The following is a 23,548-nucleotide window of genomic DNA, read 5'->3' as shown; positions in this document are numbered from 1 at the left end:
TGAATTATTGCATTAACTATTATTTCGTGATAAAGTTAGGTTGTGAAATAAATCACATACAAACATACACCCCTTTGTTTGAGCGTGAACATTTCTCCCATCCCCTTTGTGTAATATGGAAAGGCGCCTTCCGGACGTGGAAGGCGCCTTTCGCTGTTTATAAAGAAAAGCGGAAGCGCCTGTTCAGCTCCGACGGGCGTAAGACGATTTGGCGAAGCGGCGTTTTTTCAGCCGCACAGCCGAAGTGGCTTACGACCCAAGGAGTTAGGCGCTGCAGCTAGACAAGGAAAGCGCAGTAAATTTATAATTATATAAAAATAGCCTTTCGCGTTAGCGAAAGGCTATTTTAACGTCCATAAAGTTTGATCAGGCAAATTGATGCGTTCCAGTTTTTGCTGAAGCACTTGCTTTTTCAATTCACGCTCGGCTGTTTGGTCAGAAATATTATATATAGAGGCAATTTCTCTGGTTGCCAGAGTAGAATATTTTAAGAATAATTCATTCAATGATGGGGGCGATTGGCGATTTAACCGCTCTTCTCCCAGCATTCTGGATTTAAAGGGTCAAAAAAAACATACAGTTCCATTGGCTTCAGTGTTTTTTCATGCATTTCTGTCTCTTGAGCCAAGTCCAGATTGTTCATTCTAACTCCTCCTCGCTATCTTGCTCATTTACCATATGATGAGCCGTCAAAACAAGCCGTTGGAAAAAGACTTCTCGGAATTTCCCTTCCAATCCAACCTCATCCATTGCTTCACTCATGCACTCCAGCCAAGCTTGTGCACGATCAGGAGTTATTGGAAAAGGATGATGCCGTGCTCTAAGCCGTGGATGTCCATGTTCTTCAGAATATATATTAGGTCCACCTAAATATTGAGTCATAAATTGTTTTTGCTTTCTAGCGGTTTCAGTAAGGTCCTCAGGGAATATAGGCTGCAGCTTTGGATGCTTGGCCACTCGTGCGTAAAATGCATCGATTAACTGTGACAAGCGTTCCGCACCAATTTCTTCGTACGGAATTATTGGTTTTCCAGTCATTATTGTGTCTCCTTTGCTATAGCTGTAAATTCATTTTAACAACGGAGCAAGAATTTCTCAAACAAATCGACTGAATGGCATGGTAAAGAAGGAAATTACATCTAAAGAAGTTACATTATTCATTAGATTCCAGATTTAGCCGCTTTCATAAATCGGGCAATTTTTTTATCCGCCGGACGGACCGGAATTTTCTGAAGCTGCAAGAACTCTAAAAATTGCTGTTGACCTAGTTTAGCATCTTGCACTTCAAATTCCACTTCATAGTCTGCGGTATTCTGATATTCTGAGTGATCAAGAACCAACAAGCCGTCTTTATAGCCGAGCTCAATCCTGTGAGTCATTAATTTACCGATCATTATTAACTGAGACGGCTCTACTTGCAATTTCTGAAGAGCGGCATATACTTCAGCAGCTTCGAATGATTGGCCACTTATTATAGCTTCAGCTTGCAATGCGTTTAACGGATCGGTAATTTCGAAATTCCCTTCAGGAGCCGGAATTTTTAATGTGCATTCAAAACTTTCCAGCTTTTTTCGTATGCGAAGAGCGGATTTAGCTTCTTTCAGTTTGAAATCCGCTGTATCAAAATAGTAGTTTTCCTGGGTTTTTACATCGTCCGCTGCTAAATGGAAATGCGTAAGAAGCCGTTTATACTCTTCTCGGGTCAGCATGTTTTTAAATTCAATTTCAAGTTCTTTTGTCATGAAAACACCTCTCTATTATTTTTATTATCGGATAATCTGCAGCAAACTGCAACGAATGGCAGAGCTGTGTTAAAATATGGCTATATAACAGGCAGAAGGGAAGTACTTTTATTGCGTAAATTAGTTGAAGTTAAAGAAGGATTGATTACAGAAAAGCATGTTCAATTCAAAATTGAGGCCATTGAGCCGTTTGAAGCGGTGGAAGCCGCTGGGAAAATGATCACGGACAGTGATGAATGTGCTTTTATCTATTTAGTGGATACTGGAACTGAATATATTTATGTTCATTTTAAAGAACATACTTGGGCAAGTTTAGCGAATGCCTTGCAAAGAACTGATGTTCCATTGCTCCAATGGGGAGAACAAATTATGCCGCTGGATGCCTTTCACGAGGAATTGTGGATGCTGATAGAGAATATAGAAGGTAACGATAACTACGGATCAGAGTTCCGCATGGCGGTAGAAGAAGCTTTTCATGAGGCACTTGCTTCACGAGCGTAAGAGAAGTAAGGGGGACACGATATGGGTCAATGGGATCGCTTTCTAGCGCCTTATAAGCAAGCAGTAGATGAACTAAAAATTAAATTTAAAGGAATGCGTCAGCAGTTTGAAACAGATAATTCGAATTCTCCGATTGAGTTTGTGACGGGAAGAGTGAAACCTTTAGCAAGCATCTATGATAAAACACTTGAAAAAGGAATTCCGTTCGAGCCATCAGATGAACTTGCCCATCAGCTCCAGGATATTGCAGGTCTTCGTATGATGTGCCAATTTGTTGGAGACATTGAAACCGTTGTAGCGCTGCTCCGGCAGCGCAATGATTTGCGGATTGTCGAAGAGAAAGATTATATTTCCCATGAAAAGCAAAGCGGTTACCGATCATACCATGTAATCGTCGAATATCCAGTGCAAACGATCAAAGGCGAAAAGCTGATACTGGCAGAAATTCAAATCCGCACCTTGGCCATGAACTTCTGGGCATCAATTGAACATTCACTTAACTATAAATATAAAGGGGTTTTCCCGGCAGAAATAAAAAAGCGGCTTCAACGGGCCGCGGAGGCTGCTTTTCAACTTGATGAGGAAATGTCGCAAATAAGGGATGAAATTCAAGAAGCTCAAGCTTACTTCAGTGAATTTAAAGAGTCGCCAAGTACGCATTTTCCAAATGAACGAGAAGGGGGCACAACGCCGCGATGAAATTTTTTATACAATCCAGAAGTGATGAACTTTCAAATGAATTAATGGGTACCGCGCGTGATTATTTGCAGGATTTCGGCCTGGAATGGGACGAGGAATCACCCGATGTCGTATTGTCCATTGGTGGAGATGGCACTTTTCTTCACGCCTTCCATAAATATCGAGACCAGTTGTCATCCGTTGCTTTTGTAGGGATCCATACTGGCCACCTCGGATTTTATGCAGATTGGAAACCGATTGAAATTGAAAAGCTGGTACTTTCCATTGCGAAAAAAGAATACGAGGTAATTGAATATCCTTTACTGGAGACAAGCATACATTACCGGCATAAAGAAGTTCCTGCAGTTTATTTGGCATTGAATGAGTCAACGGTTAAATCGCCTGATGTCACACTTGTCATGGATGTCTTTTTAAACGAAAGCCTTTTCGAAACTTTTAGAGGAGATGGTTTGTGCATGTCCACGCCATCGGGCAGCACTGCGTACAATAAAGCGCTGGGCGGAGCGATTATCCATCCGTCTTTGCAAGCTATGCAACTGACAGAGATGGCTTCCATCAATAACCGGGTTTTCCGGACTGTCGGTTCACCACTTGTCCTGCCATCACATCACCGGTGTGCTCTTCGTCCAGTGAAAGCCGTAGACTTTATGGTCACTGTCGATCACTTGCAGCTGCTCCACAAAGATGTAAAATCGATTGAGTATAGAGTGGCAAAAGAAAAAGTCCGTTTTGCCCGGTTCCGGAACCATCCTTTTTGGAAAAGGGTCCATGATTCATTCATCGATAGTGAGGTTTAAATGTGAAACAATTCAAGCCATTTCAGTTAACGTATAGCGCAAAAGAACCGGGTGTTTTACGGGAAGCTTTGAGCGGTTGGGGGATTTCTAAAAGAACCTTGGCCTCTGTCAAATACAGCGGCGGCCAAATTTTAGTAAATGGCAATGAAGTAACGGTCCGGCATGTCTTGAAAAAAGATGATGCTGTGACCGTTATTTTTCCGAATGAAGAATTGGGGGAAGGGCTTATTGCGGAGACTGGTCCTCTGAATATTGTCTATGAAGATCAAGCATTGCTGATTGTAGATAAACCTCCGCTTCAAAACACGATTCCTTCGCGTGAACACCCCAGCGGAAGCCTTGCCAATATTGTAGCGATGCACTTTAAGGAAAATGAAATCCCTGCGACACTTCATATTGCGACTCGTCTTGACCGAGATACTTCGGGACTTGTCTGCATAGCAAAAAACCGCCATATTCACCATATGCTTTCTATGCAGCAACAAGGAAAGACAATGGTACGGCGGTACGATGCATTAGTGCACGGCAAGTTTGCGGAAAAGAAATTTAAAATCACCGAGCCGATTGGCCGGAAAGACAGCAGCATCATTGAAAGAGAAGTGCGCGAAGATGGTCAATTTGCAGAAACAGAAGTTGAAGTCCTGCAGGAATTTGACACGTTTTCCTATGTTCAGCTTCAGCTGAATACAGGAAGAACCCATCAAATCCGGGTCCATCTTTCCCATATCGGCCATCCACTCCTGGGCGACGATTTGTATGGAGGGAAAAGGGACGATATTCCGCGCCAGGCTTTGCACTGCAAATCACTGGAACTGATTCATCCTGTATCAGGAGACGAGCTGTCTTTCACTTCGCCATTAAACAAAGACATGGATGAAATGATTCATGTGAAGCGGTGAAAACGGTCGGGCTGGTAAGGCTGATGGGAAGCGACCGATACAAGCTCCTTTTCCGGAAAGCGGAATGCTGTAAGTGCTCCTCCGAATACACAGCCTGTGTCAATATTGGCAGTTTGATTGATTAAATAGGGCTGTTCAGTAGGTGTATGCCCATAAACAATCCACTTGGAGCCATTATAGGATTTGGCCCAATTCTTTCTAATTGGCCGCCCGTCAACATCGAACCTTCCTGTGATATCGCCATATAAAACGAAAACGGCAATATTTCTGCTTAGCGGCTTGCCAATCATTTCGGCTTTGATTCCCGCATGGGCAACTATCAATTCTTTTCCTAGTTCTTGGTATATAGGAAGTTTCTCGTAAAAGCGGCGATAACGGGATCTGAATTCCTGCTGCTCTTTTTTAGGAAGGGTTCTCCATTCAGCGAGTGTCGTTTCCAGGCCGTTATTTACTTGCACATTATTGCCTTTAAAATAGCGATAAAGTTTGTTGCAATGGTTTCCAGGGGAATAGAAGAGAATGCCCCGGTCCTGCATTTTAAATAATAACTGCAGCACTTCAAGTGATTTGGGGCCGCGGTCCATGGCGTCGCCAACAAAAACAAGTTGGCGCCCTCCGGGATGTATGTAGACTTCTTGCTCTTTTTTATAACCGAGTTTAGCAAGCAGTTCAAGCAACTCATCAAAACAGCCATGAATATCGCCAATGATGTCATATTTCACAAAAATCACCTCTTAAATCTTGATTATCTCTATACATAGTGTAACGTATAGATTGGAATTACAAGACCTTAAAAGTTCGAAAGGAGGGAGTTTACATGATGGAAGAAAAAGTGGTGCTCGACCAAGAATTGAACGAGGAGTTATTGCTCGAATTGTTGGAACGTGGAGACGTAGAAAGTTTCCGGGAAGAATTTCTTGCACAACATCCATATGACCAAGCGACATTTTTTGCGAAAGCTGAGCATGAAATCCGCCAGCAACTGTATCAGTATCTCTCTCCTAAAGAAATGGCTAATACTTTTGAAGCCATTGAATTGGATGACGATGAATACGAGGATTTATTCAGAGAAATGAATGTCCATTACGCATCTGATCTGCTTTCTGCTATGTATACAGATGATGCTGTAGACATTCTCAATAAATTGAATAAAGAGCAGGTTGCTACTTATTTAACAATCATGGACAAAGATTCTGCACGGCAAATCAAGGATTTGCTGCATTATGAAGAATATACAGCTGGCTCTATCATGACCACGGAGTTCGTATCCATTCCTGAAAACTCCACTGTCCGTTCGGCGATGAATATTCTTCGGAATGCAGCACACAATGCAGAGACTATATATTATGTTTTTGTAGTCGATGAAGATAAACGGCTTTCAGGAATTGTGACTTTACGTGATTTGATTATTTCAGATGAAGATATATTGATTAAATCGATTATGAATGAGCGTGTAGTCAGTGTATCAGTAGGGGAAGATCAGGAAGAAGTGGCACGGATAATCAAGGACTACGACTTTCTGGCAATGCCGGTTGTAGATTTTCAGAATCATTTGCTTGGTATTATTACAGTTGATGACATTATTGATGTTTTGGATGAAGAAGCATCGGATGACTACTCAAAATTGGCCGCTGTATCGGATATGGATACGTTTGACAAGGGACCGCTTACGGCTGCAAAAAAGCGGCTGCCATGGCTGATTTTACTGACATTTTTAGGTATGTTGACCGCAAACTTGATGGGGATGTTTGAAGCGACTCTTGACCAGGTTGCGCTATTAGCCGTGTTTATCCCTTTAATCGCCGGAATGGCTGGAAACAGCGGCACTCAAGCGCTCGCTGTTGCAGTCCGGGGAATTGCCACTGGCGATATCGAAGAAGAAAGCAAAATGAAATTGTTGTTCAGAGAAGCTGGCACCGGATTGATAACGGGAGTAGTGTGCGGCATTGTGGTCGTTGGGCTGGTTTATTTTTGGAAAGGAGAGCTGCTGATTGGCCTGCTCGTAGGCACAGCGGTGATGGGATCTATCTTTGTCGCCACTTTGGCAGGCTCGTTTATTCCTCTGCTGATCCATCATTTGAATATTGACCCTGCAGTAGCTTCCGGCCCTTTTATCACTACATTGAATGACATTATTTCAATCCTCATTTATCTGGGGCTTGCAACAACTTTTTTAGGCAGCCTTTAAGAAAAGTGCGAATTGCACTTTTCTTTTTTATGGAGTATTATTAGTACCAGGTAATAATAATAGGTATAGGAGGAATTTTGAATGTCAATAGCTTTAGCAGGAAAAACTTACGTCATCATGGGCGTAGCTAATAAGCGCAGTATTGCTTGGGGAATTGCACAATCACTGGATCAATCCGGTGCACGCTTGATTTTTACATATGCTGGCGAACGTTTTGAAAAGCCGGTACGCGATTTGGTGGCTACATTGGACGGCAACCACGAATTGATTTTGCCTTGTGATGTAACAAGCGATGAAAGCGTAGAAAACTGCTTCGCGTCCATCAAAGAGGAAGTAGGCACTATCCATGGCCTTGCTCATTGCATCGCTTTTGCAAAGACAGAAGAACTGGCAGGAAACTTCTATGATACATCACGCGACGGCTTCTTACTGGCGCAAAATATCAGCTCGTATTCATTGACAGTCATAGCAAAATACGCCAAGCCTCTAATGACAGAAGGAGGAAGCATTGTCGCATTGACGTATATCGGCGGCGAGCGTGTAATGCCTAACTATAATGTCATGGGAGTGGCTAAAGCTTCACTTGAAATGTCGGTGCGCTATTTAGCGGCTGACCTCGGTAAACACGGAATCCGTGTAAATGCGATTTCCTCTGGGCCAATCCGTACATTATCAGCAAAAGGCATCAGCGGTTTCAACACGATTCTTCATGAAATTGAAGAAAAAGCACCGCTTCGCCGCAATACTACGCCAGAAGAAGTAGGCGATACGGCTGCATTCTTGTTTAGCGATATGTCCCGTGGAATCACAGGAGAAACGATTCACGTAGATAGCGGTTATCATATTCTTTAATACTAATGCCATAAAAAAAGCAGGACTCTTTGTGAGTCCTGCTTTTTATATGATCTTTTTTTCCATTGCTCGATGAGGTACATCTGCATCGAGGAATTCTGGAGAATTAACGGAGTAATCGAGTTTTTCATAGAAAGGAACAGCATAGGATTGGGCATTTAATTTCAACGTAAATAATCCGGCTTTTTGTGCATATTGCTCCATTTCGTGCATCATTAATAAACCGACATGTTGTCCGCGGTATTCTGGAAGAACACAGACGCGTTCAATTTTGCCTATACCCATTTCGAGTTCTCGAATACGAGCGGCAGCAATGGGCTGCTCAAGTTCATAGGCGACAAAATGGACGGCTGAATCGTCGAATTCATCTAGTTCAATGTGTAACGGAATTCCCTGTTCTTCGACAAAAACTTTTCTTCGTACATTAAATGCTTGCTCTTTTTCAATAGGTGTTTCTGCAATTTTTACTTTAATCACTTACTGGTCATCTCCTGGTAATCGGAAAGTATCGTAAACGGTCCATGAACCATCTTCTAATTGATAAAGCAAATGAATCCGGTCAATTGTTTCTTCATGGTTGATCCCGACCATTTTCAATTGCCCAAAAATATCTGCGTGTTCTGAGTCTGACATTTTTTGTGCAATCGTTACATGCGGCACATATGAATATTTCGGTTGGTTGCCATAGAAATCCTTATGCAAGTCTTCATGAAGAGACAAGATTTCAGGATTTGGCTCGATTTTGAAATAAAGCGTATTCGTTAAAGGTGAGAAAGTGCTGACGCGTGTTGCGTGAAGCTGAAACGGTTTATGGCGTTTCACAATTTCAGCCAAATTTTTTACCATGTCTTTGATCTGGGTTTCCTCAACTTCAAACGCATCTTTCAGCGTCATATGCGGTGTAATCAATTCGTAATGAGGATCATAACGTTTGCGGTATGAGTTTGCAACGTCCTGAAGTTTTTTAGATGGGAATGCAACAACACCGAATTTCATAAAAAGCCCTCCTAGTCTATAGTAAATACTTCAATATTTATTATACCAAAAAAACATGAAAGCCGTGAATTGAGAATTATAAACCGAAATTCTGCAGCAAGGCTCTTTTTAAATCAGGTTGCCAATGCTTCCATGTATGGTCTCCTTCAAATTCTTCGTAAAAGATGGAAAACCCTTTATTTTTCAGTAAATTGTTTAATTTCCGATTAGGTTCCAGAAAATCAGCCGTTTCTCCAGACATTAATTTTACAGCCGTTTCTCCTTTTCCAATTACGTGGTAAACAGTAAAAGCATTTGCTGGATTAAAGGCCTCCACAGTTTCCATCAATTCATCGCTCACTTTCGGTGACTGTAAAATCACACGGCCAAATATATTTGGATATTTCAAAGCGGCGCTGAGTGATACAGTTGCGGCCAATGAGTCTCCGATCAATGCACGCCCCATTCCCACTTGGTAAGTCGGGTAGTTTTCATCTAAATAAGGCACGAGTTCGTGTGCTAGAAAGCGTAAGTATGCGCCATGTTTTTCACCGGCAGGTTCATACTTGCTGCTGCGGTCTTTTACACTCTTATAAGGAACGCCGACAAAAATGATGTTTTCGATTTCATTGTTATCCAATAGCTCATCCGCAATACGCGGGGCACGGCCTAACTGGAAATAATCCTTGCCGTCAGAGGCAATAATCAAAGTATATTTGTATAATGGTGAAAAATTAGCAGGAAGATAAATTAGAAGCTGCATGTCTTCCTGAAGTTCTTTGCTATAAATGGATAAATCCTGTACTGTTCCTCTATTCATTGATAGACCTCCTAGTGCTTTCTGTACGAAAATTGTAACATATTCACTGGTAGAGGTATAATGGGCAGGAAAGTTAAAGATATTATGGAAGGGGATATGACCTATGGATGGAGGAAAATTCCGGATACATTCGGAAGAAATAACAAAAGCGACTCTTGATGCTCTGGAGCGCAGGGGTGTAAGAAGCGAAGAAATCGCAAAAATTGTATTGGAAATGCAATTGCCTTATAACGAAGGCTTAACAATCGACCATTGCATCGAATCGGTGGAAAGTGTTCTCAGGAAACGCGAAATGCAGCATGCATTGCTAGTAGGAATTGAATTGGATGAACTTGCAGAACAAGGGAAATTATCACGCCCGCTTCAGCAGATTGTCGGTTCGGATGAAGGGTTGTTTGGAGTCGATGAAATGATCGGACTAGGCGCTGTTTTGACATACGGCAGTATTGCAGTCACTACTTTTGGGCATTTAGATAAAAACAAAGTGGGGATTATCCGGAAACTGGATACGAAAATAGGCGGGCATGTCCATACTTTCCTTGATGACCTAGTGGCGAGTGTAGCGGCTTGTGCATCTGCGCGCATAGCTCACCGCACCAGAGATTTAGAGGAAAAAGGAATGACATTTGAAGATGTGGCGCCAGAAGATACAGCACCGGAAAAACACGTAGAAGGCGCTGAAAAGTAAAAGAGTAAATTCTCCTTATAATTTTTGGAAAATTCAGATGGTAAACAAGTCTAAAGACATGTTATGATGAATTTGAAATATTCTAAAAAAGGGGGAATTCATTTTATGACAAACAAAAAATTCGGATTGTTCGCTGCAATGGCATTGGCAGGATCGGTTTTTTTGGCAGGATGCGGAGGAGAAACGGCAACTGACAGCGGGGAAGGGGGAGAAGGCGGCGGTTCGGCCAATCCTGAATTTCTTAGCATATTAACCGGCGGAACGACTGGAACTTATTATCCTTTAGGTGGGGCGATGGCAACAATCATTGAAAATGAAACGGGAATTGATACGACTGCCGAGTCTTCACAGGCTTCTGCTGCCAATATGACTGCACTTGCTGATGGCGGCGCCCAGATTGCATTTGTCCAAACCGATACGGCCTATTATGCAGCGGAAGGAACAAATATGTTTGAAGGTGAAGTAATCGATACGGTATCTGCAATTGGCGCTCTTTATCCCGAAACGGTTCAATTGGTGACAACTGCCAATGCCGGTATTGCTTCCTTCGAAGATTTGAAAGGAAAAAAAGTTTCGGTCGGGGCACCAGGGTCCGGGACATATATCAATGCAGAGCAGCTGCTTGAGATCCACGGCATGACGATGGAAGATGTCGAAGCACAAAACCTGGATTTTGCTGAATCCCAGGAAAGTTTGCAAGCCGGACAAATCGATGCTGCCTTCATCACCGCAGGAACCCCTACAGGAGCAGTTGAAAGCTTAAGTGCAACTGCTGATGTTGATATCGTGCCTGTCACGGAAGAAAAAGCGAAAGAACTGATTGAAAAATATCCTTACTATACCAACGATACAATCAAGTCCGGGACTTACGGGTTAACAGAAGATGTACCGACGGTTTCTGTACTGGCTATGCTAGTCGTTCAAGACGAAATTTCTGAAGATCTTGTTTACGATATTACAAAAGCGATCTATGAAAACACCGATCAAATCCAGCACGCTAAAGCCGACTTCATCAAAGCGGAAACTGCATTGGATGGCATTGGAATAGATGTACACCCAGGAGCACAAAAATATTTCGACGAAGTAAACAAATAGCATACTTAGAAATCGCAGACGATAAAGCGCAAGCTTTATCGTCGTTATTTATTTACGCAATGGAGGAGCATGTGGAATGCAAGCGAAGCCGATGCAGCCCTTTCTTATCTCATTATTAGTCCTTATTCTATTGATTTCAGCTGCGGCACTGGTTCCCATTAAGCGAAGCTATGTTTTTATTGATAATCGCACCGAACAAATAGCTTTACAACTTCCTGTAGAAGATCCTTTATTCCAAATAAAGTATATCCATTCCATCCATTTATCTGAAGTGCTGGAGAGTTATAAAGTGCTTAAAGATGACAGGCTGCAAATGACTGGCATGGAATATGAAGATTTCAATATCGGCATGCCTTCGAATGCAGGAGATGGAGAGACGTTTGGCGAAAAAGACGGGAAATATTTCATTACCGGCATGAAGAGGGAATTGCCGAATTTCAGGATTTTCATAGGCGACATCGATGCAGGGTTATCTTTTATAAGCAATGGCTATGAATACGATTTAAAAAAGACGCTGGTACGCGGGCAATCTTATACCTTTCAAGTTCAGCGCCTATCCCTTATCCAACAATTAAGAGGAGTGAACATCGATGAGCAATAAATTGCCGCCAGAAGAAAAAGAAAAAGAAAAACTGAAGTTGCCTCCGGAAGAGGAGACTTATATTTCCGAGGAAAAACAAAAAGAGATTTTGCAAAAGTACGATCCTGAATCGAATACCCGCGATTTGATGGGCATTGCAAAACATATTGTCTTCTATGGCTTGCTGGCCTTTTCACTTTTTCAATTGTATACCGCAATCAATGGCCAGTTTACCGCTTATTTGCAGCGATCGATTCACTTAGGATTTGCCTTGTCTTTGATTTTTCTTTTATTCCCTGCTGTTAAGCGCAAAAGCGATCAACGCAAAGTGCCATTCTATGATTATATTTTATCCTTGTTGTCAATCTTGGTAGGGGCTTACTGGCCAATCATGTATGATGACTTAGTGTTCCGGATTGGGCGTGTAACGGAAATGGATCTGTTTGTCGGAATACTTGCCATCCTTTTGACTCTTGAGGCCACACGGCGGGCTGTCGGGTTGCCGATCACAATTATTTCTTCAATTTTTTTATCCTATACCTTTTTTGGCCCTTATTTCCCCGGTTTTTTAAGGCACCGGGGACAGGATTTGGAATCCGTCATCCAGTTGATGTTCTATACTACTGACGGGATTTTAGGGACGCCTTTAGCTGTTTCAGCAACGTTTATTTTTGTTTATCTATTATTTGGCGCTTTTTTAGTGAAGACGGGAGTCGGGGAATACTTTAATGATCTGTCCGTATCGCTTGCCGGCCATTTAATAGGGGGACCAGCGAAAGTAGCCATTTTCTCCAGTGCTCTGCAAGGAACCATTTCCGGAAGCTCGGTTGCCAATGTGGTGACATCAGGGGCCTATACAATTCCGATGATGAAAAAGCTTGGGTATAATAAAGAGTTTGCAGGTGCAGTGGAAGCCACATCATCTACTGGCGGCCAGATTATGCCGCCGATTATGGGAGCAGCCGCTTTCTTGATGGTGGAGTTTATCGGAGGCATCAGCTATTGGGATATTGCCAAGGCTGCCGCTATTCCTGCGATATTGTATTTTGCCGGTGTTTGGATCATGACACATTTTGAAGCAAAGCGGGTAGGTTTGCGCGGATTAACAAAAGAAGAATTGCCTGACCGGAAAGAAGTGTTGAAAAAAATCCACTTGCTGATTCCAATTGTGGTCATCATCGTCTTTTTAATGGTCGGAGTTCCAACGATGCATGCTGCTTTATACGGCATTCTCTCTACCATTTTAGTCAGTGCCATCAATAAAGAAACGCGGTTAAGTTTTAAGGATATGATCGATGCTTTAGTGGATGGTGCACGGACCGCCTTAGCAGTAGGAGCTGCTACCGCTGCAGCGGGTATTATTGTAGGGGTGGTTGTAAAAACCGGATTAGGGCTAAGTTTGGCAAATGGACTGATTTCAGCATCGGGAGGCAGTATTTTACTGACATTGTTCTTCACCATGCTGGCTGCACTTGTTTTAGGTATGGGTTCGCCGACAACGGCAAACTATGTCATCACTTCCACAATTGCGGCTCCGGCCATCATAACCTTATTAATGCTCGATGAACCGGCTGGGGCAGCTGTCCCAATGGTTGTTGCCATATCTGCTCATTTGTTCGTGTTCTATTTTGGGATTATCGCCGATATTACGCCTCCGGTTGCCCTTGCTGCTTTTGCAGCTTCTGGAATTTCAGGAGGGGAACCAATTCGTACAGGAGTAATTGCCGCTAAATTAGCAGCCGCAGCGTTTATCATTCCATATATGTTTGTCCTGTCTCCATCGCTGTTGATGATTGATACCACTTGGCTCGAATTGACTTGGGTGGTTAGTACAGCTTTTGCCGGAATGATAGCAGTAGGGGCGGGACTGATTGGATATTGGTACCGAAAACTCAATTGGATTGAACGAATAATGGCTCTGGTTACCGGATTAGCATTGATTTATCCGGAAGGGCTGTATTCTTATGTAGGGGCGGTAGTGTTTATTATCTTGTTTGTCATCCAATGGATGTCCCGTGAAAAGAAAGTTTCACGGACTTCAGCAGCATAACCGAAAAAGCCCCTTGAGAAGCAACGTGCTCCTCAAGGGGGTTATAAATAAAAATAAAAAAGCCGCTGCCCGAAGGCAACGGCTTTTTCTTAGCAAACTTTGTTCCTAAAGCTTGCTGTGGGTTTGGCACCCAATGATTCCTACTGGGCTCGAACCAGCGACCTCTACCCTGTCAAGGTAGCGCTCTCCCAGCTGAGCTAAGGAATCTCAATTTCCAGGACAAATATAATTATAACGTGCCCTAGTGAAAAGTCAATAGCCTATTTGGAAAGAAAAATACTCCATTCCGTTTGTGCTTTTCCGTGGACCAGTGACCAGCATTCGATAGCGGCTGCTTTGCCTTCAAATGGCTCAAATTCCATTGAAAGACGTGCAAACATCGGACCCCAAAATGGAGGGGCAATATTGTTGATGATTGTGGAATGAGGCACCCAGTGTTCAGGCATGTAATAATTCTTTTGCCCAGTGAATTCACGCGTTGAAAGATTTAATGCTTCATGCAGTTGTGCTAATGGTTTTGTATAAATGGTTGAAGCGTAAAAACATCCTTGCTGCTTGAAAAATCCGAGAGATGCAAATGATAAAGAAAACTGCTTTGTTTGTCCAGCCCATTGTTCGACGGCTTTTTTCAAGTCAATTGGATTGGTCTGGTTGAATGTTTGGAGCGTAATATGCGGCGGCAAAGCAGCTTCCTGCTTTAAGCTTGCGCTTTGTGCCTGCTGCTGCAGCTGCTCCAGGATATTGGATGCATGATAATCGAGCCGTAGAACGATGACTTGCATAAAAAACCTCCTCAATTAACTTCCTGTGCTTCTGAATCCTGCATCCCGCGCTTCTTGTTCTGTGCAAAACCATTCCTCAGGGTTGGTTTGTTCATATGAACCTTCATCAGGCATATGATAGATTTTATCCCCGTGGCGGTTAATATTTCCTTTGATCCGGCATTTGCTGTCATTAGAATTTTGGGGGCTATGCCCGCTTACATTGCCGTATGCATCTGCATCGAAGCCGCGTTCCGTCGAATAATCCTCAAATTCCCAAATACCGATGCCAGCTTCTTGGGCGATTTGTTCCGCTTCCTCAAATTCCTCAACATAACGCGTATTTGGCGGATAAACGTAAGCAACACGGGCAAACCCTGCTTCAAGCATCTGCTCCTGCACACTTTCTCCATCTACATAGATATAGGCCAGCATCCGTCCATAGTCATCAAAACGGCCGCCTACATCGAATTCAATAGACACATCACCCGATTCGATGAGCCTTTTATTTTCGGCGGTGGCTTCGCTGCCAAGCGGCTGTTTTCCGAGACGTGGATGGTTTGTTTCCGGTGTATCGATCAGCAGATAGCGAACCGTTTCTTCTTTTCCTTCATACATGATTTTGATGGTATCACCGTCAATAACGGAGGTGACTTCCACGTCAATGCGATCCGTAGTTCCAGTTGTGTCGGTGGAATCCTGCAACCCACATCCAGTAAGCAATAATAATGCTGTTAATAAGCCTATAAATCTATTCATATTGATCCCTGCTTCCATTTTTTCATTATATTTACTTGATGTACAGCTTGCAACTAAAACTGTTGCCGTATCTGCCGGAACCGATGCCGTACCTTTTTTATTCAGCGCTATTTTATAGAGAGGAAATGTACAAAAGAATCTGGACATGACAAAACGCCTTCTCAATGAATCATTGAACAAGGCGTTTTTTATGTACTGCAGCGACTGTATTCAGCTAGTGAACGTTTCAATTAAGCGTGTGACTCCATATCAATTTGAGCTTCATTAAAATAAAGAAATGATTCCTGTTCCATATCGTCCAATTTATCTTTGTTTAATCCTACTTCCAGTTCACCTGAAAAAATTGGTTCCCACCAGTTTACTTGTTTGCCCATCATACATTCCTCCTGAAAATCATATTATTATTGTTTGACTATTCTATACCCCTAAAGGTTACACTAATAAACAGAGAGAAATAAAATAAGCCTTTAGGCCTTGCGGAAAAGAGGGATAAAATGATTTCAATCGGCATTATTGGAGCTGGCATTGTAGGGGAACGCATCATTAAGGAAATGCAGCAAGACGGCAAAATAGACATCAAAGGCGTTTATGATGTGCAGCAGGAACGTCTTCAATATCTGAATAAAACATATGGGGTCCCGATCGCGGATTCGTTTGAATCGATCCTCCATTCTAATATTGATTGGCTGTATATCGGCACACCTCCCGCATTACATTCGGAAATAGCCAAACGAGCTGCAGGTGCTGGAATACATGTGTTAAGCGAAAAACCTTTGGCACACAATTTGGCAGACGGGGAAGAAATGGTAGCAGCTGTTGAAAAAAGCCGTATCCGGACTGCTATGCATTTTCCTTTAATGTATTCTCCGGCTGTCCATGACATGGTCAAGCGGATCCGCACCGGCAATATCGGTAAAATAACGCGAATTGAACTGCAGACTTTTTTCCCGGACTGGCCGCGGGCTTGGCAGCAAAATCCATGGATTGCTTCAAGAAGCCAAGGCGGCTTTGTTCGTGAAGTATTTCCTCATTATCTGCAGCTGTTGAACCGTGTATTCGGGGAATTGAAGATTGCATCGCATCAAATCAGTTATCCGGAACAAGAGGATAAATGCGAAACTGGCATCATAGCCCATGGATTGACTGCCGGCAATATTCCATTTTTAATTACCGGGCTCAGTGGGATCGGCCAAAAAGAACTGTTGCAATTTAAGGTTTACGGTGAAGAAGGCGTGTTGACGCTTGAGAATTGGTCGAATCTTTATGAAGAGCGAAAATACGAAGAGCGGAAACAAATCACGGATTTTGTGGAAGTGCCGACTTTATTTGATGCCATGCGTACCCAGTCGACTTTCCTAGTCACTTTTGAAGAAGGTTTGGTCGCGCAGCGGTATATTGATCATTTACTTCAGAAAAATTGATTGCCAGAACTGATAGCGGGTAAAGTACTAAAATGAACGCATTAACAAGGAGGCTCAAATAATGGAAGTTACGTCCGCAAGCGTCGAAACGCTTATTGAACAACAGCATGACTTTTTTTATACCGGTGCCACAAAAAGTGCCAGTTTCCGCAAAGCACAGCTCCAACGCTTAAAACAAGCCATTGTGGAATATGAGAAAGAAATTACGCAAGCATTGAAGAAGGATTTGGGAAAAAGCGAATTTGAGGCATATACCACAGAAATAGGATTCGTTCTCGACAGCATCGGTTTTATGACAAAGCAACTGGATGAATGGATGGAGCCTGTACAAGTGAAGACACCATTGCATTTTCAGCCTGCAAAAAGTTTTGTGCTGCGGGAACCTTATGGCTCTGTATTGATCATCGGGCCGTTCAATTATCCTTTCCAATTGATAATGGAACCGTTGATCGGTGCCATAATTGGCGGCAACTGCGCTGTAGTTAAACCGTCGGAGACCACCCCGAATGTCACACGGGTGATTCGACAGCTAATTGAAAAAACGTTTCCATCCTATTATATACAAGTGGTGGAAGGGGAACGGGAAGAAGTGACTGCGCTTATCCATGCTCCATTTGATTATATTTTCTTTACCGGCAGCGTTAATGTTGGAAAAGTCATCATGAAGGCCGCTTCTGAGCGCCTGACTCCGATTACGTTGGAGCTGGGAGGGAAAAGCCCGGCAATCGTCGACCAAACCGCCAATCTGGACCTGGCGGCAAAACGTATTGCATGGGGAAAATTGATGAATACAGGACAAACTTGTGTCGCTCCGGATTATGTATGTGTGCGTGAGTCCGTGAAAGAGGAGTTTATGAAAAAACTGGTCAAAGCTATCCGAAGCTTTTATGGAAAAAATGCACAAGAAAGCCCGGATTACGGCCGTATCGTTTCACCGCAGCATTTTGACCGGTTGGCGTCAATTATTGAAAAAGAATCCGCCCATATCGTAACAGGCGGGAAGATGGACCGGAATGAGCGCTATATTGAACCGGTAGTCCTTGAGAATATCCAATGGAATAGCCCTTCCATGGAAGAAGAAATATTTGGCCCAATTCTTCCGGTTATTACATATACTGACCTTCCGGCATTATTGCGCCATATCCGAAAAATGCCAAAGCCATTGTCGGCGTATATGTTCTCGGAAAATGAACGCGCCATCAACTTTTTCCTGGAAGAACTGCCGTTCGGCGGAGGTTGCATCAATGACACGGTATCCCATGTTGGCAGCCCCTATCTTCCGTTTGGCGGTATTGGAACTTCCGGCATCAATTCTTATCATGGAAAAGCAAGTTTCGAAACATTTACACATGCCAAATCGATATTGAAAAAATCCACTAAGCTGTCGACTAATCTGCTATTCCCTCCATATGGAAAGAGGGTCCGGTTAGTCAGAACGGTATTAAAATAAGCGGCCTGCGGGTCGCTTTTTTCTTTAGGTTTGCTAGAATAATCAGTAAGAGGTGAAGGAAATGGCAGAACGCATTCTGATAGTAGAAGATGAAAAGAATATTGCGCGTGTATTGGAACTTGAACTTACATATGAAGGGTATAAAACAGGAGTTGCCCATACCGGATCGGAAGGCCTTATTCAATTTCGGGAAAATGACTGGGATTTGATTTTGCTGGATTTAATGCTCCCGGAAATCCACGGATTGGACGTATTGAAGCGCATTCGTTCTTCGGATTCCACCGTTCCGGTCATTTTACTGACAGCCAAAAATGATGTCAAAGATAAAGTGGCCGGTCTTGATTTAGGGGCCAATGACTATGTAACAAAACCATTTGAAATCGAAGAGCTGCTGGCTCGCATCCGCGCGTGCCTGCGATTGTCTGCCGGAAACGGCCATTCAGAAGTGCGCCGCTTTGAAGATTTAGAGCTGAATGAAACGACACGGGAAGTTTCCAGAAACGGAAGAGCCATTGAGCTCACGCCGCGCGAGTTTGATTTGCTGCTGTATTTAATGCAGCATCCACACCAAGTGCTTAGCCGTGAGCAAGTGCTGAATGCCGTATGGGGCTATGATTATTACGGAGATACGAATGTCATTGATGTGTATATCCGTTATTTGCGCAAAAAAGTGGATGCGGGGGAATCTTCCACTTATATCCAAACCGTTCGAGGCGTGGGCTATGTCTTGAAGGAGCATATTAATGAAACTGAAAAATAAAATCCATATTTGGACGACGCTGCTGATGCTGGTCATTCTACTGGTGCTTATGACAGTGATTTATTTTTCATTCAGCCGATTGACGTATTCATCGGAAGTCACCCAGTTGCGTACCGAAGCCAGTGTCGTCGTGACAAAGTTAAATGAAACTTCGACAGAAGATCCCCGGACCGTACTGCGAGGCTATGTTCCAGTTAATGGTTCAATCCAAGTTAATCGAAATGGAAATGAATTAATCCCGACAATCCAAGATCCTTCAGTGCAGACGGAACTACCCGCAGATTTGCCGGAAGCTTCAGGCACCATACAAGTAGAAGATGAGCTTTTCGTGTATGTGACAACTCCTGTTATTTGGACAGATGGAGAAGTGGCAAATTTGACGATAGCCCAGTCGATGCGGGAAGTAACGGGCAATCTTCAGACTTTACGTCTTGTTCTTATCACGGTGACGGTGCTTGCCATGATTCCGGTCGTGATTTCGAGCATCGTTCTTGGCAGGATCATTACGAAGCCAATCACTGATTTGACCAATACGATGACACGCATTCAGCGCAACGGCAAATTCGAGAAATTGCAGACTGCTGGAGAAACAAATGATGAAATCGGCCAAATGGGTCAGACATTCAACGAAATGATGGCTCTTCTAGAAGAAAACTACACAAAGCAGGAAGAATTTGTATCGAACGCCTCCCATGAATTGAAGACGCCTTTGACGGTGATTGGCAGCTACGCCAAATTGCTGCAGCGGCAAGGGATGCGCGATGAAAAAATTGCCGGCGAAGGGCTTACCGCAATCCGGAACGAAACGGACCGTATGAAAGCTTTAATCGAGCAATTATTGCATATTGCGCGGCAAAGTGAGTCGCAGCTTGAATATTCGAAAGTAAATATTGTGGAAGTGCTTGAGCAAACAACTGCGGCTCTGACGACTTCATATAACCGGGAGTTTTTATTGCAAACAAGCGAACCGGATCTATTTGTAACGACGGACCTTGCGAAGCTCAAGCAGCTGTTATACATTCTGCTTGACAATGCACGTAAATACAGCAGCGATCGGATTGAAGTGGTGGCTAAAAATGAAGGGCGCACCCTTATTCAAATCCGGGACTACGGCATCGGAATCCCGAAAGAATCACTGCCATTCATCTTTGAGCGCTTCTACCGGGTGGATAAGGCACGAAGCCGCGAAACTGGGGGATCGGGCCTTGGGTTATCGCTCGCCAGGCAATTGGCGGATTCGCTGGGCATCGAATTGGAAATTGAAAGCATTGAGCAGATGGGGACAACTGTTTCAATTATTTTCTCATCGGATTTTAATGTTGGCGCGGTACAATCGAGCCAGGAGGGATTATGATGAGAAAATGGATGCTTATGGCAGCAGGAACCATCTTGCTTGGCGTTATTGTCATCGCCTATCTCTTGAACCCGTTCATCGGTACTGAAAGCATCAGTGCTGCTGAAGCAGAGCAATCGGTACTGGAAATGTATGGGGGAGAGGCAGTCGGGACATCTGAATCCGAAGACAGTTTTGCAGTGGACTTTGATAAGGCAGATGGTCTTTATACCGCAATCGTCAACAAAGAGACAGGCCAAGTCGAGTCGATGAAACTCGTTGAGAAAAAGGAACAGCCAGTTGAACTGACAAAAGAACAGGCAGCAGCGGCTGCGTTAAAAGAAGTTGATGGGACCTTGGAAAAAGTCACTTACTCAAAAGATAAGCGTGAATATGAAGTGAAAATAAAAGATGGTGAAAATATAGCAACAGTGTTCGTAGCTTCCAAGACAGGCGAAGTCCGAAAAATTACAACAAACTCGGCTATTGAAGCGGACAACAAACCTGTTCCAGAACCTGAACCGAACCCAGTGATTTCAAAAGATGAAGCAATTGCTATTGCGAAACAGACGCTTGACGGGGAAGTGCAGGAAGTCGAATTTGTGCAAACCGAAGATGGCGGCTATTATTTAGTGGAAATTGAAAACGAAGAAACAGAACAGGAAGTAACTGTCCAAATCCATGCAATCCGCGGTGAAACCTTGACCGTGGAGTGGGATGATTAAACCATTAGAATTCTTAATGAATTTCTCATCAAATTCTCATAAACCCCTCATCGTCTTCTCAGAAGCGGGGGCTATAGTAAAGATATAACAAATGAGGAGGAGAAATTAACATGAAAAAATTCGTTTACATCCCAGTAATTGCAGGAGCATTAACATTCGGAGGTATTGTACTAGCCAATACAGATTCAAATCCAGCTGGAAACGCAGAAACCAATTCAAACAATTCCAATGTCCAAAATAGCAACCAGCAAGCAAGTCAGCAAGCGCCAAAGCTGACATTCGAAGAGGCATCTGCCAAAGCGTTGGAAATAGCTAATGGTACTATCACGGATATTGAATTGGAGAGAGAAGGCAGCAGATCGGTTTATGAAGTGGATGTTGCACATGAAGGCTTTGAATACGATTTGAAATTTGATGCCGACACTGGTGAAATACTGGAACAAAAACGTGAAAGAGAAGACAACGATGATAATGATTCAGATGATATCGTTTCAACTGAAGGTTTGATCAGTTCTGAAGAAGCGACAGCGGCAGCTCTTGCTGTTGCCAACGGAACAGTTAAAGACATGGAATTGGACAACGATGATGGTGTAGTCCAATACGAATTCGAGATTGAAAATGGATCAACTGAACATGAAGTGACAGTCAATGCCAAAGACGGTTCAATCATCAAACAGGAAACCGATGACGACAATGACGACGATGATAATAACGATGATGATTAAGCTGAAAAGCGTTGAAGCAAAATGAAAGCATAAAAAAGGAGCCTTTAGGCTCCTTTTTTATGCTTTCGGTAGCAGTACAGTGGCAGTTGTCCCTATACCTTCTTCACTTTCGATTTCAAGGCTTCCGCCAAGTTCCCGGATTATTTTCTGTGAAATAATTAAACCCAAGCCGGTACCTTCAGATTTAGTCGTGTAAAAAGGCTCGAAAATTTTCAACAGAACTTCACGGGAGATGCCGCTTCCGTTATCCCTCAACCGCAGAGAAACAAAGCCATCATCAAAGTTTTCTACTGAAATAGTGATTTGGCCATGTTGGCCAATCGCTTCAACTGAATTTTTTAAAAGATTAATAAGGACTTGCTTAAGGCGATGATCTTCCCCGAGAATAAAAAAGTCGTCTTTTTGCCAATGGTTAGTCAGGAGAATCCCATGCGAATTCAATTGTGGACCGAATAAAACGATAATATCATCCATGGTTTGGCGCAAGCTGATTTTTTTAGGCGCTGAGGCCTGGGGTTTAGCCAAAACCAGAAATTCACCGATGATGAGATTGATGCGCTCTAACTCAGAATGGATCAATTTTGTGTAATCTTTATATGGATAGCTGGGATCTTCCTGCATCATCTGTACGAATCCGGAAATAACAGTCATTGGATTACGGATCTCATGTGCCACGCCTGCGGCAATTTCGCCGGCTAACTTCAATTTTTCCGCTTGGACAATCAACTTCTCTGCTTCTTTTTGGTAAGAGATGTCCCGGGAAATGACCGATGTGGCTACAACGTTTCCAAATTCATCAGTGATGGGCGATAAAGTGATTTGTGCATGGAAGAGGCTTCCATCTTTTTTGATATCCACTGTTTCGAGCAAGGAAAAACTTTCACCTTGTTGGACTTGGAAGGTACGCATATTAGCTTCCTCAATCCTTTCAGGCGGTACAAGATCAAGGCTTTGACCAATGCATTCTTCCGATGTCCAGCCGTATAATTCTTCAAAAGCCGGATTAATAGCGATAATTTTATTATTTGAATCAAACACTGCAATTGCGTCTTTAGCCGTTTCAAAAAACAGCTGAAGATAGCCGTCTTTCGAAATCAAGGCTTTTTCCATCGACTCGTTTTTTTGTTCCAGCTGGGACCAGATACGGCTGAAATAGATGGAATGGAGGATAGTCAAGATAAGAACAACCATGATAAAAACAAATAACGATAAATGAATGTAGGAAAGTGAAGCTCTTGCGCTTAATTCGTCAAATACCAAAGCCAGCAAAAGTGTTTCGACAGCAGTTAAGACACCGAGGAAGATGATCGGCAATGTATCGTAATATAAAGCGGAAGCGATAATAGGGATAACAAAATAAATCACCGTAATGGCTGAAAATGATTCAAAATTTAAAATGAATACATAGAAGTTCATGAGAAGAAGAACGAGTATTTGAATGATGCGTTCATTGATTTTTTTATATTGTAAAATCAGCAGAATGATATAAGAGATTATTCCGAATATAGGAGAATAAAGGGCTGTATGAAAATTCACTGCTGCCGGGAGCAGCGAATGCAAGATACTGGCACTGCCGAATATATGAATAAAGAGTTTGTTTCTTCTTTGATTGTTCGTAGAACGATCCATGATTCACCTCAATCTAGGGGTCTAATTACAATATTACTATATAATGCCCTGTCAGAACATGCTTCATTTTGTTATGATTATTAAATCAGGGAGGCGGTA

At 42.9% G+C, this 23,548-nt stretch carries 26 protein-coding genes and 1 tRNA gene; 16 read left to right on the top strand and 11 right to left on the bottom strand.

Annotation, left to right across the window (positions count from 1 at the left end):
* Window positions 1–639: 639 nt before the first annotated feature.
* Both QWY16_RS13750 and QWY16_RS13745 read right to left on the bottom strand, forming a co-directional pair.
* Window positions 640–1,038 carry a globin domain-containing protein gene (locus tag QWY16_RS13750; protein WP_300989791.1) on the bottom strand — a complete coding sequence of 133 codons (399 nt, stop codon included), beginning with the start codon at window positions 1,036–1,038 and terminating at the stop codon, window positions 640–642.
* A gap of 122 nt (window positions 1,039–1,160) precedes the next feature.
* Entirely contained in the window at window positions 1,161–1,742 is a 582-nt protein-coding gene (locus QWY16_RS13745) for a CYTH domain-containing protein (RefSeq protein ID WP_300989790.1), read from the bottom strand.
* A gap of 111 nt (window positions 1,743–1,853) precedes the next feature.
* Between QWY16_RS13745 and QWY16_RS13740 the strand changes: the two genes are divergently transcribed.
* The 4 genes from QWY16_RS13740 to QWY16_RS13725 are packed head-to-tail and all read left to right on the top strand — an operon-like array spanning window position 1,854 to window position 4,638.
* The gene (locus QWY16_RS13740) at window positions 1,854–2,243 is read left to right on the top strand and encodes a UPF0738 family protein (protein ID WP_300989789.1); all 390 of its coding nucleotides are present in this window, start codon (window positions 1,854–1,856) and stop codon (window positions 2,241–2,243) included.
* A gap of 21 nt (window positions 2,244–2,264) precedes the next feature.
* A complete protein-coding gene (gene yjbM, locus QWY16_RS13735) occupies window positions 2,265–2,942 on the top strand; it encodes a GTP diphosphokinase (RefSeq protein WP_300989788.1) in 678 nt (225 codons plus the stop codon).
* On the top strand, window positions 2,939–3,739 hold the full coding sequence (locus QWY16_RS13730; RefSeq protein ID WP_300989787.1) for an NAD kinase: 801 nt from the start codon (window positions 2,939–2,941) through the stop codon (window positions 3,737–3,739). The genes yjbM and QWY16_RS13730 overlap by 4 nt, the downstream gene beginning before the upstream one ends.
* Window positions 3,740–3,741: 2 nt before the next feature.
* Window positions 3,742–4,638 carry an RluA family pseudouridine synthase gene (locus tag QWY16_RS13725; protein WP_300989786.1) on the top strand — a complete coding sequence of 299 codons (897 nt, stop codon included), beginning with the start codon at window positions 3,742–3,744 and terminating at the stop codon, window positions 4,636–4,638.
* Here QWY16_RS13725 and prpE read toward each other — a convergent pair.
* The gene (gene prpE / locus QWY16_RS13720) at window positions 4,623–5,360 is read right to left on the bottom strand and encodes a bis(5'-nucleosyl)-tetraphosphatase PrpE (protein ID WP_300989785.1); all 738 of its coding nucleotides are present in this window, start codon (window positions 5,358–5,360) and stop codon (window positions 4,623–4,625) included. The two genes, QWY16_RS13725 and prpE, sit on opposite strands and share 16 nt — an antisense overlap.
* 95 nt (window positions 5,361–5,455) lie before the next feature.
* On the opposite strand from prpE, the gene mgtE reads away from it, so the two are divergent.
* A complete protein-coding gene (mgtE, locus tag QWY16_RS13715) occupies window positions 5,456–6,826 on the top strand; it encodes a magnesium transporter (RefSeq protein ID WP_300989784.1) in 1,371 nt (456 codons plus the stop codon).
* A gap of 81 nt (window positions 6,827–6,907) precedes the next feature.
* On the top strand, window positions 6,908–7,678 hold the full coding sequence (gene fabI / locus QWY16_RS13710) for an enoyl-ACP reductase FabI (protein WP_300989783.1): 771 nt from the start codon (window positions 6,908–6,910) through the stop codon (window positions 7,676–7,678).
* 45 nt (window positions 7,679–7,723) lie between these two features.
* Here fabI and QWY16_RS13705 read toward each other — a convergent pair whose 3' ends face one another.
* From QWY16_RS13705 to QWY16_RS13695, 3 genes are all read right to left on the bottom strand, one after another.
* Window positions 7,724–8,155 (bottom strand): GNAT family N-acetyltransferase, encoded by a 432-nt coding sequence (locus QWY16_RS13705; RefSeq protein WP_300989782.1) that lies wholly within the window; start codon window positions 8,153–8,155, stop codon window positions 7,724–7,726.
* Complete coding sequence (locus tag QWY16_RS13700; protein ID WP_300989781.1) at window positions 8,156–8,674, bottom strand: YjcG family protein; 519 nt, start codon at window positions 8,672–8,674, stop codon at window positions 8,156–8,158.
* A gap of 76 nt (window positions 8,675–8,750) precedes the next feature.
* Window positions 8,751–9,473: an alpha/beta hydrolase gene (locus QWY16_RS13695; RefSeq protein ID WP_300989780.1), complete on the bottom strand. Its 723-nt coding sequence runs from the start codon at window positions 9,471–9,473 to the stop codon at window positions 8,751–8,753.
* A 103-nt stretch (window positions 9,474–9,576) separates the two neighbouring features.
* Between QWY16_RS13695 and QWY16_RS13690 the strand changes: the two genes are divergently transcribed.
* The 4 genes from QWY16_RS13690 (at window position 9,577) to QWY16_RS13675 (ending at window position 13,886) form a co-directional block, all read left to right on the top strand.
* Window positions 9,577–10,161 (top strand): phosphatidylglycerophosphatase A family protein, encoded by a 585-nt coding sequence (locus tag QWY16_RS13690; RefSeq protein ID WP_300989779.1) that lies wholly within the window; start codon window positions 9,577–9,579, stop codon window positions 10,159–10,161.
* A 105-nt stretch (window positions 10,162–10,266) separates the two neighbouring features.
* Window positions 10,267–11,256, top strand: coding sequence for a TAXI family TRAP transporter solute-binding subunit (locus tag QWY16_RS13685; RefSeq protein WP_300989778.1), 990 nt, complete (start codon window positions 10,267–10,269; stop codon window positions 11,254–11,256).
* 76 nt (window positions 11,257–11,332) lie between these two features.
* A complete protein-coding gene (locus QWY16_RS13680) occupies window positions 11,333–11,857 on the top strand; it encodes a DUF1850 domain-containing protein (RefSeq protein ID WP_300989777.1) in 525 nt (174 codons plus the stop codon).
* Window positions 11,847–13,886 carry a TRAP transporter permease gene (locus QWY16_RS13675; RefSeq protein WP_300989776.1) on the top strand — a complete coding sequence of 680 codons (2,040 nt, stop codon included), beginning with the start codon at window positions 11,847–11,849 and terminating at the stop codon, window positions 13,884–13,886. The genes QWY16_RS13680 and QWY16_RS13675 overlap by 11 nt, the downstream gene beginning before the upstream one ends.
* 134 nt (window positions 13,887–14,020) lie before the next feature.
* On the opposite strand, the gene QWY16_RS13670 is transcribed toward QWY16_RS13675, so the two are convergent.
* The 4 genes from QWY16_RS13670 to QWY16_RS13655 all read right to left on the bottom strand — a co-directional run bounded on the left by QWY16_RS13670 (window position 14,021) and on the right by QWY16_RS13655 (window position 15,783).
* Window positions 14,021–14,093 (bottom strand) — tRNA-Val (locus QWY16_RS13670).
* 53 nt (window positions 14,094–14,146) lie between these two features.
* Entirely contained in the window at window positions 14,147–14,668 is a 522-nt protein-coding gene (locus QWY16_RS13665; RefSeq protein WP_300989775.1) for a 2'-5' RNA ligase family protein, read from the bottom strand.
* 15 nt (window positions 14,669–14,683) lie between these two features.
* Window positions 14,684–15,406 (bottom strand): thermonuclease family protein, encoded by a 723-nt coding sequence (locus QWY16_RS13660; RefSeq protein ID WP_300989774.1) that lies wholly within the window; start codon window positions 15,404–15,406, stop codon window positions 14,684–14,686.
* A gap of 230 nt (window positions 15,407–15,636) precedes the next feature.
* Window positions 15,637–15,783: a hypothetical protein gene (locus QWY16_RS13655; RefSeq protein WP_300993548.1), complete on the bottom strand. Its 147-nt coding sequence runs from the start codon at window positions 15,781–15,783 to the stop codon at window positions 15,637–15,639.
* 117 nt (window positions 15,784–15,900) lie between these two features.
* Here QWY16_RS13655 and QWY16_RS13650 point away from each other — a divergent pair, with 117 nt between their 5' ends.
* The 6 genes from QWY16_RS13650 (at window position 15,901) to QWY16_RS13625 (ending at window position 21,820) form a co-directional block, all read left to right on the top strand.
* On the top strand, window positions 15,901–16,827 hold the full coding sequence (locus QWY16_RS13650) for a Gfo/Idh/MocA family protein (protein ID WP_300989773.1): 927 nt from the start codon (window positions 15,901–15,903) through the stop codon (window positions 16,825–16,827).
* Between the two features lie 61 nt (window positions 16,828–16,888).
* Window positions 16,889–18,277 carry an aldehyde dehydrogenase gene (locus QWY16_RS13645; RefSeq protein ID WP_300989772.1) on the top strand — a complete coding sequence of 463 codons (1,389 nt, stop codon included), beginning with the start codon at window positions 16,889–16,891 and terminating at the stop codon, window positions 18,275–18,277.
* 61 nt (window positions 18,278–18,338) lie between these two features.
* A complete protein-coding gene (locus QWY16_RS13640) occupies window positions 18,339–19,037 on the top strand; it encodes a response regulator transcription factor (RefSeq protein WP_300989771.1) in 699 nt (232 codons plus the stop codon).
* Window positions 19,021–20,391: a sensor histidine kinase gene (locus QWY16_RS13635; RefSeq protein WP_300989770.1), complete on the top strand. Its 1,371-nt coding sequence runs from the start codon at window positions 19,021–19,023 to the stop codon at window positions 20,389–20,391. The genes QWY16_RS13640 and QWY16_RS13635 overlap by 17 nt, the downstream gene beginning before the upstream one ends.
* Window positions 20,388–21,095, top strand: coding sequence for a PepSY domain-containing protein (locus QWY16_RS13630; protein ID WP_300989769.1), 708 nt, complete (start codon window positions 20,388–20,390; stop codon window positions 21,093–21,095). Before QWY16_RS13635 ends, QWY16_RS13630 begins: the two co-directional genes overlap by 4 nt.
* A gap of 110 nt (window positions 21,096–21,205) precedes the next feature.
* Complete coding sequence (locus QWY16_RS13625; protein WP_300989768.1) at window positions 21,206–21,820, top strand: PepSY domain-containing protein; 615 nt, start codon at window positions 21,206–21,208, stop codon at window positions 21,818–21,820.
* A gap of 57 nt (window positions 21,821–21,877) precedes the next feature.
* Here the strand turns inward: QWY16_RS13625 and QWY16_RS13620 are convergent, their stop codons facing one another.
* The gene (locus tag QWY16_RS13620; protein WP_300989767.1) at window positions 21,878–23,449 is read right to left on the bottom strand and encodes an ATP-binding protein; all 1,572 of its coding nucleotides are present in this window, start codon (window positions 23,447–23,449) and stop codon (window positions 21,878–21,880) included.
* Between the last annotated feature and the right edge of the window lie 99 nt (window positions 23,450–23,548).

Source organism: Planococcus shenhongbingii, assembly GCF_030413635.1.
In the GTDB taxonomy this organism is placed as follows: Bacteria; Bacillota; Bacilli; order Bacillales_A; family Planococcaceae; genus Planococcus; species Planococcus shenhongbingii.
The sequence above is the reverse complement of the archived record's forward strand: the minus strand, read 5'-3'. Positions and strand labels throughout refer to the sequence as shown.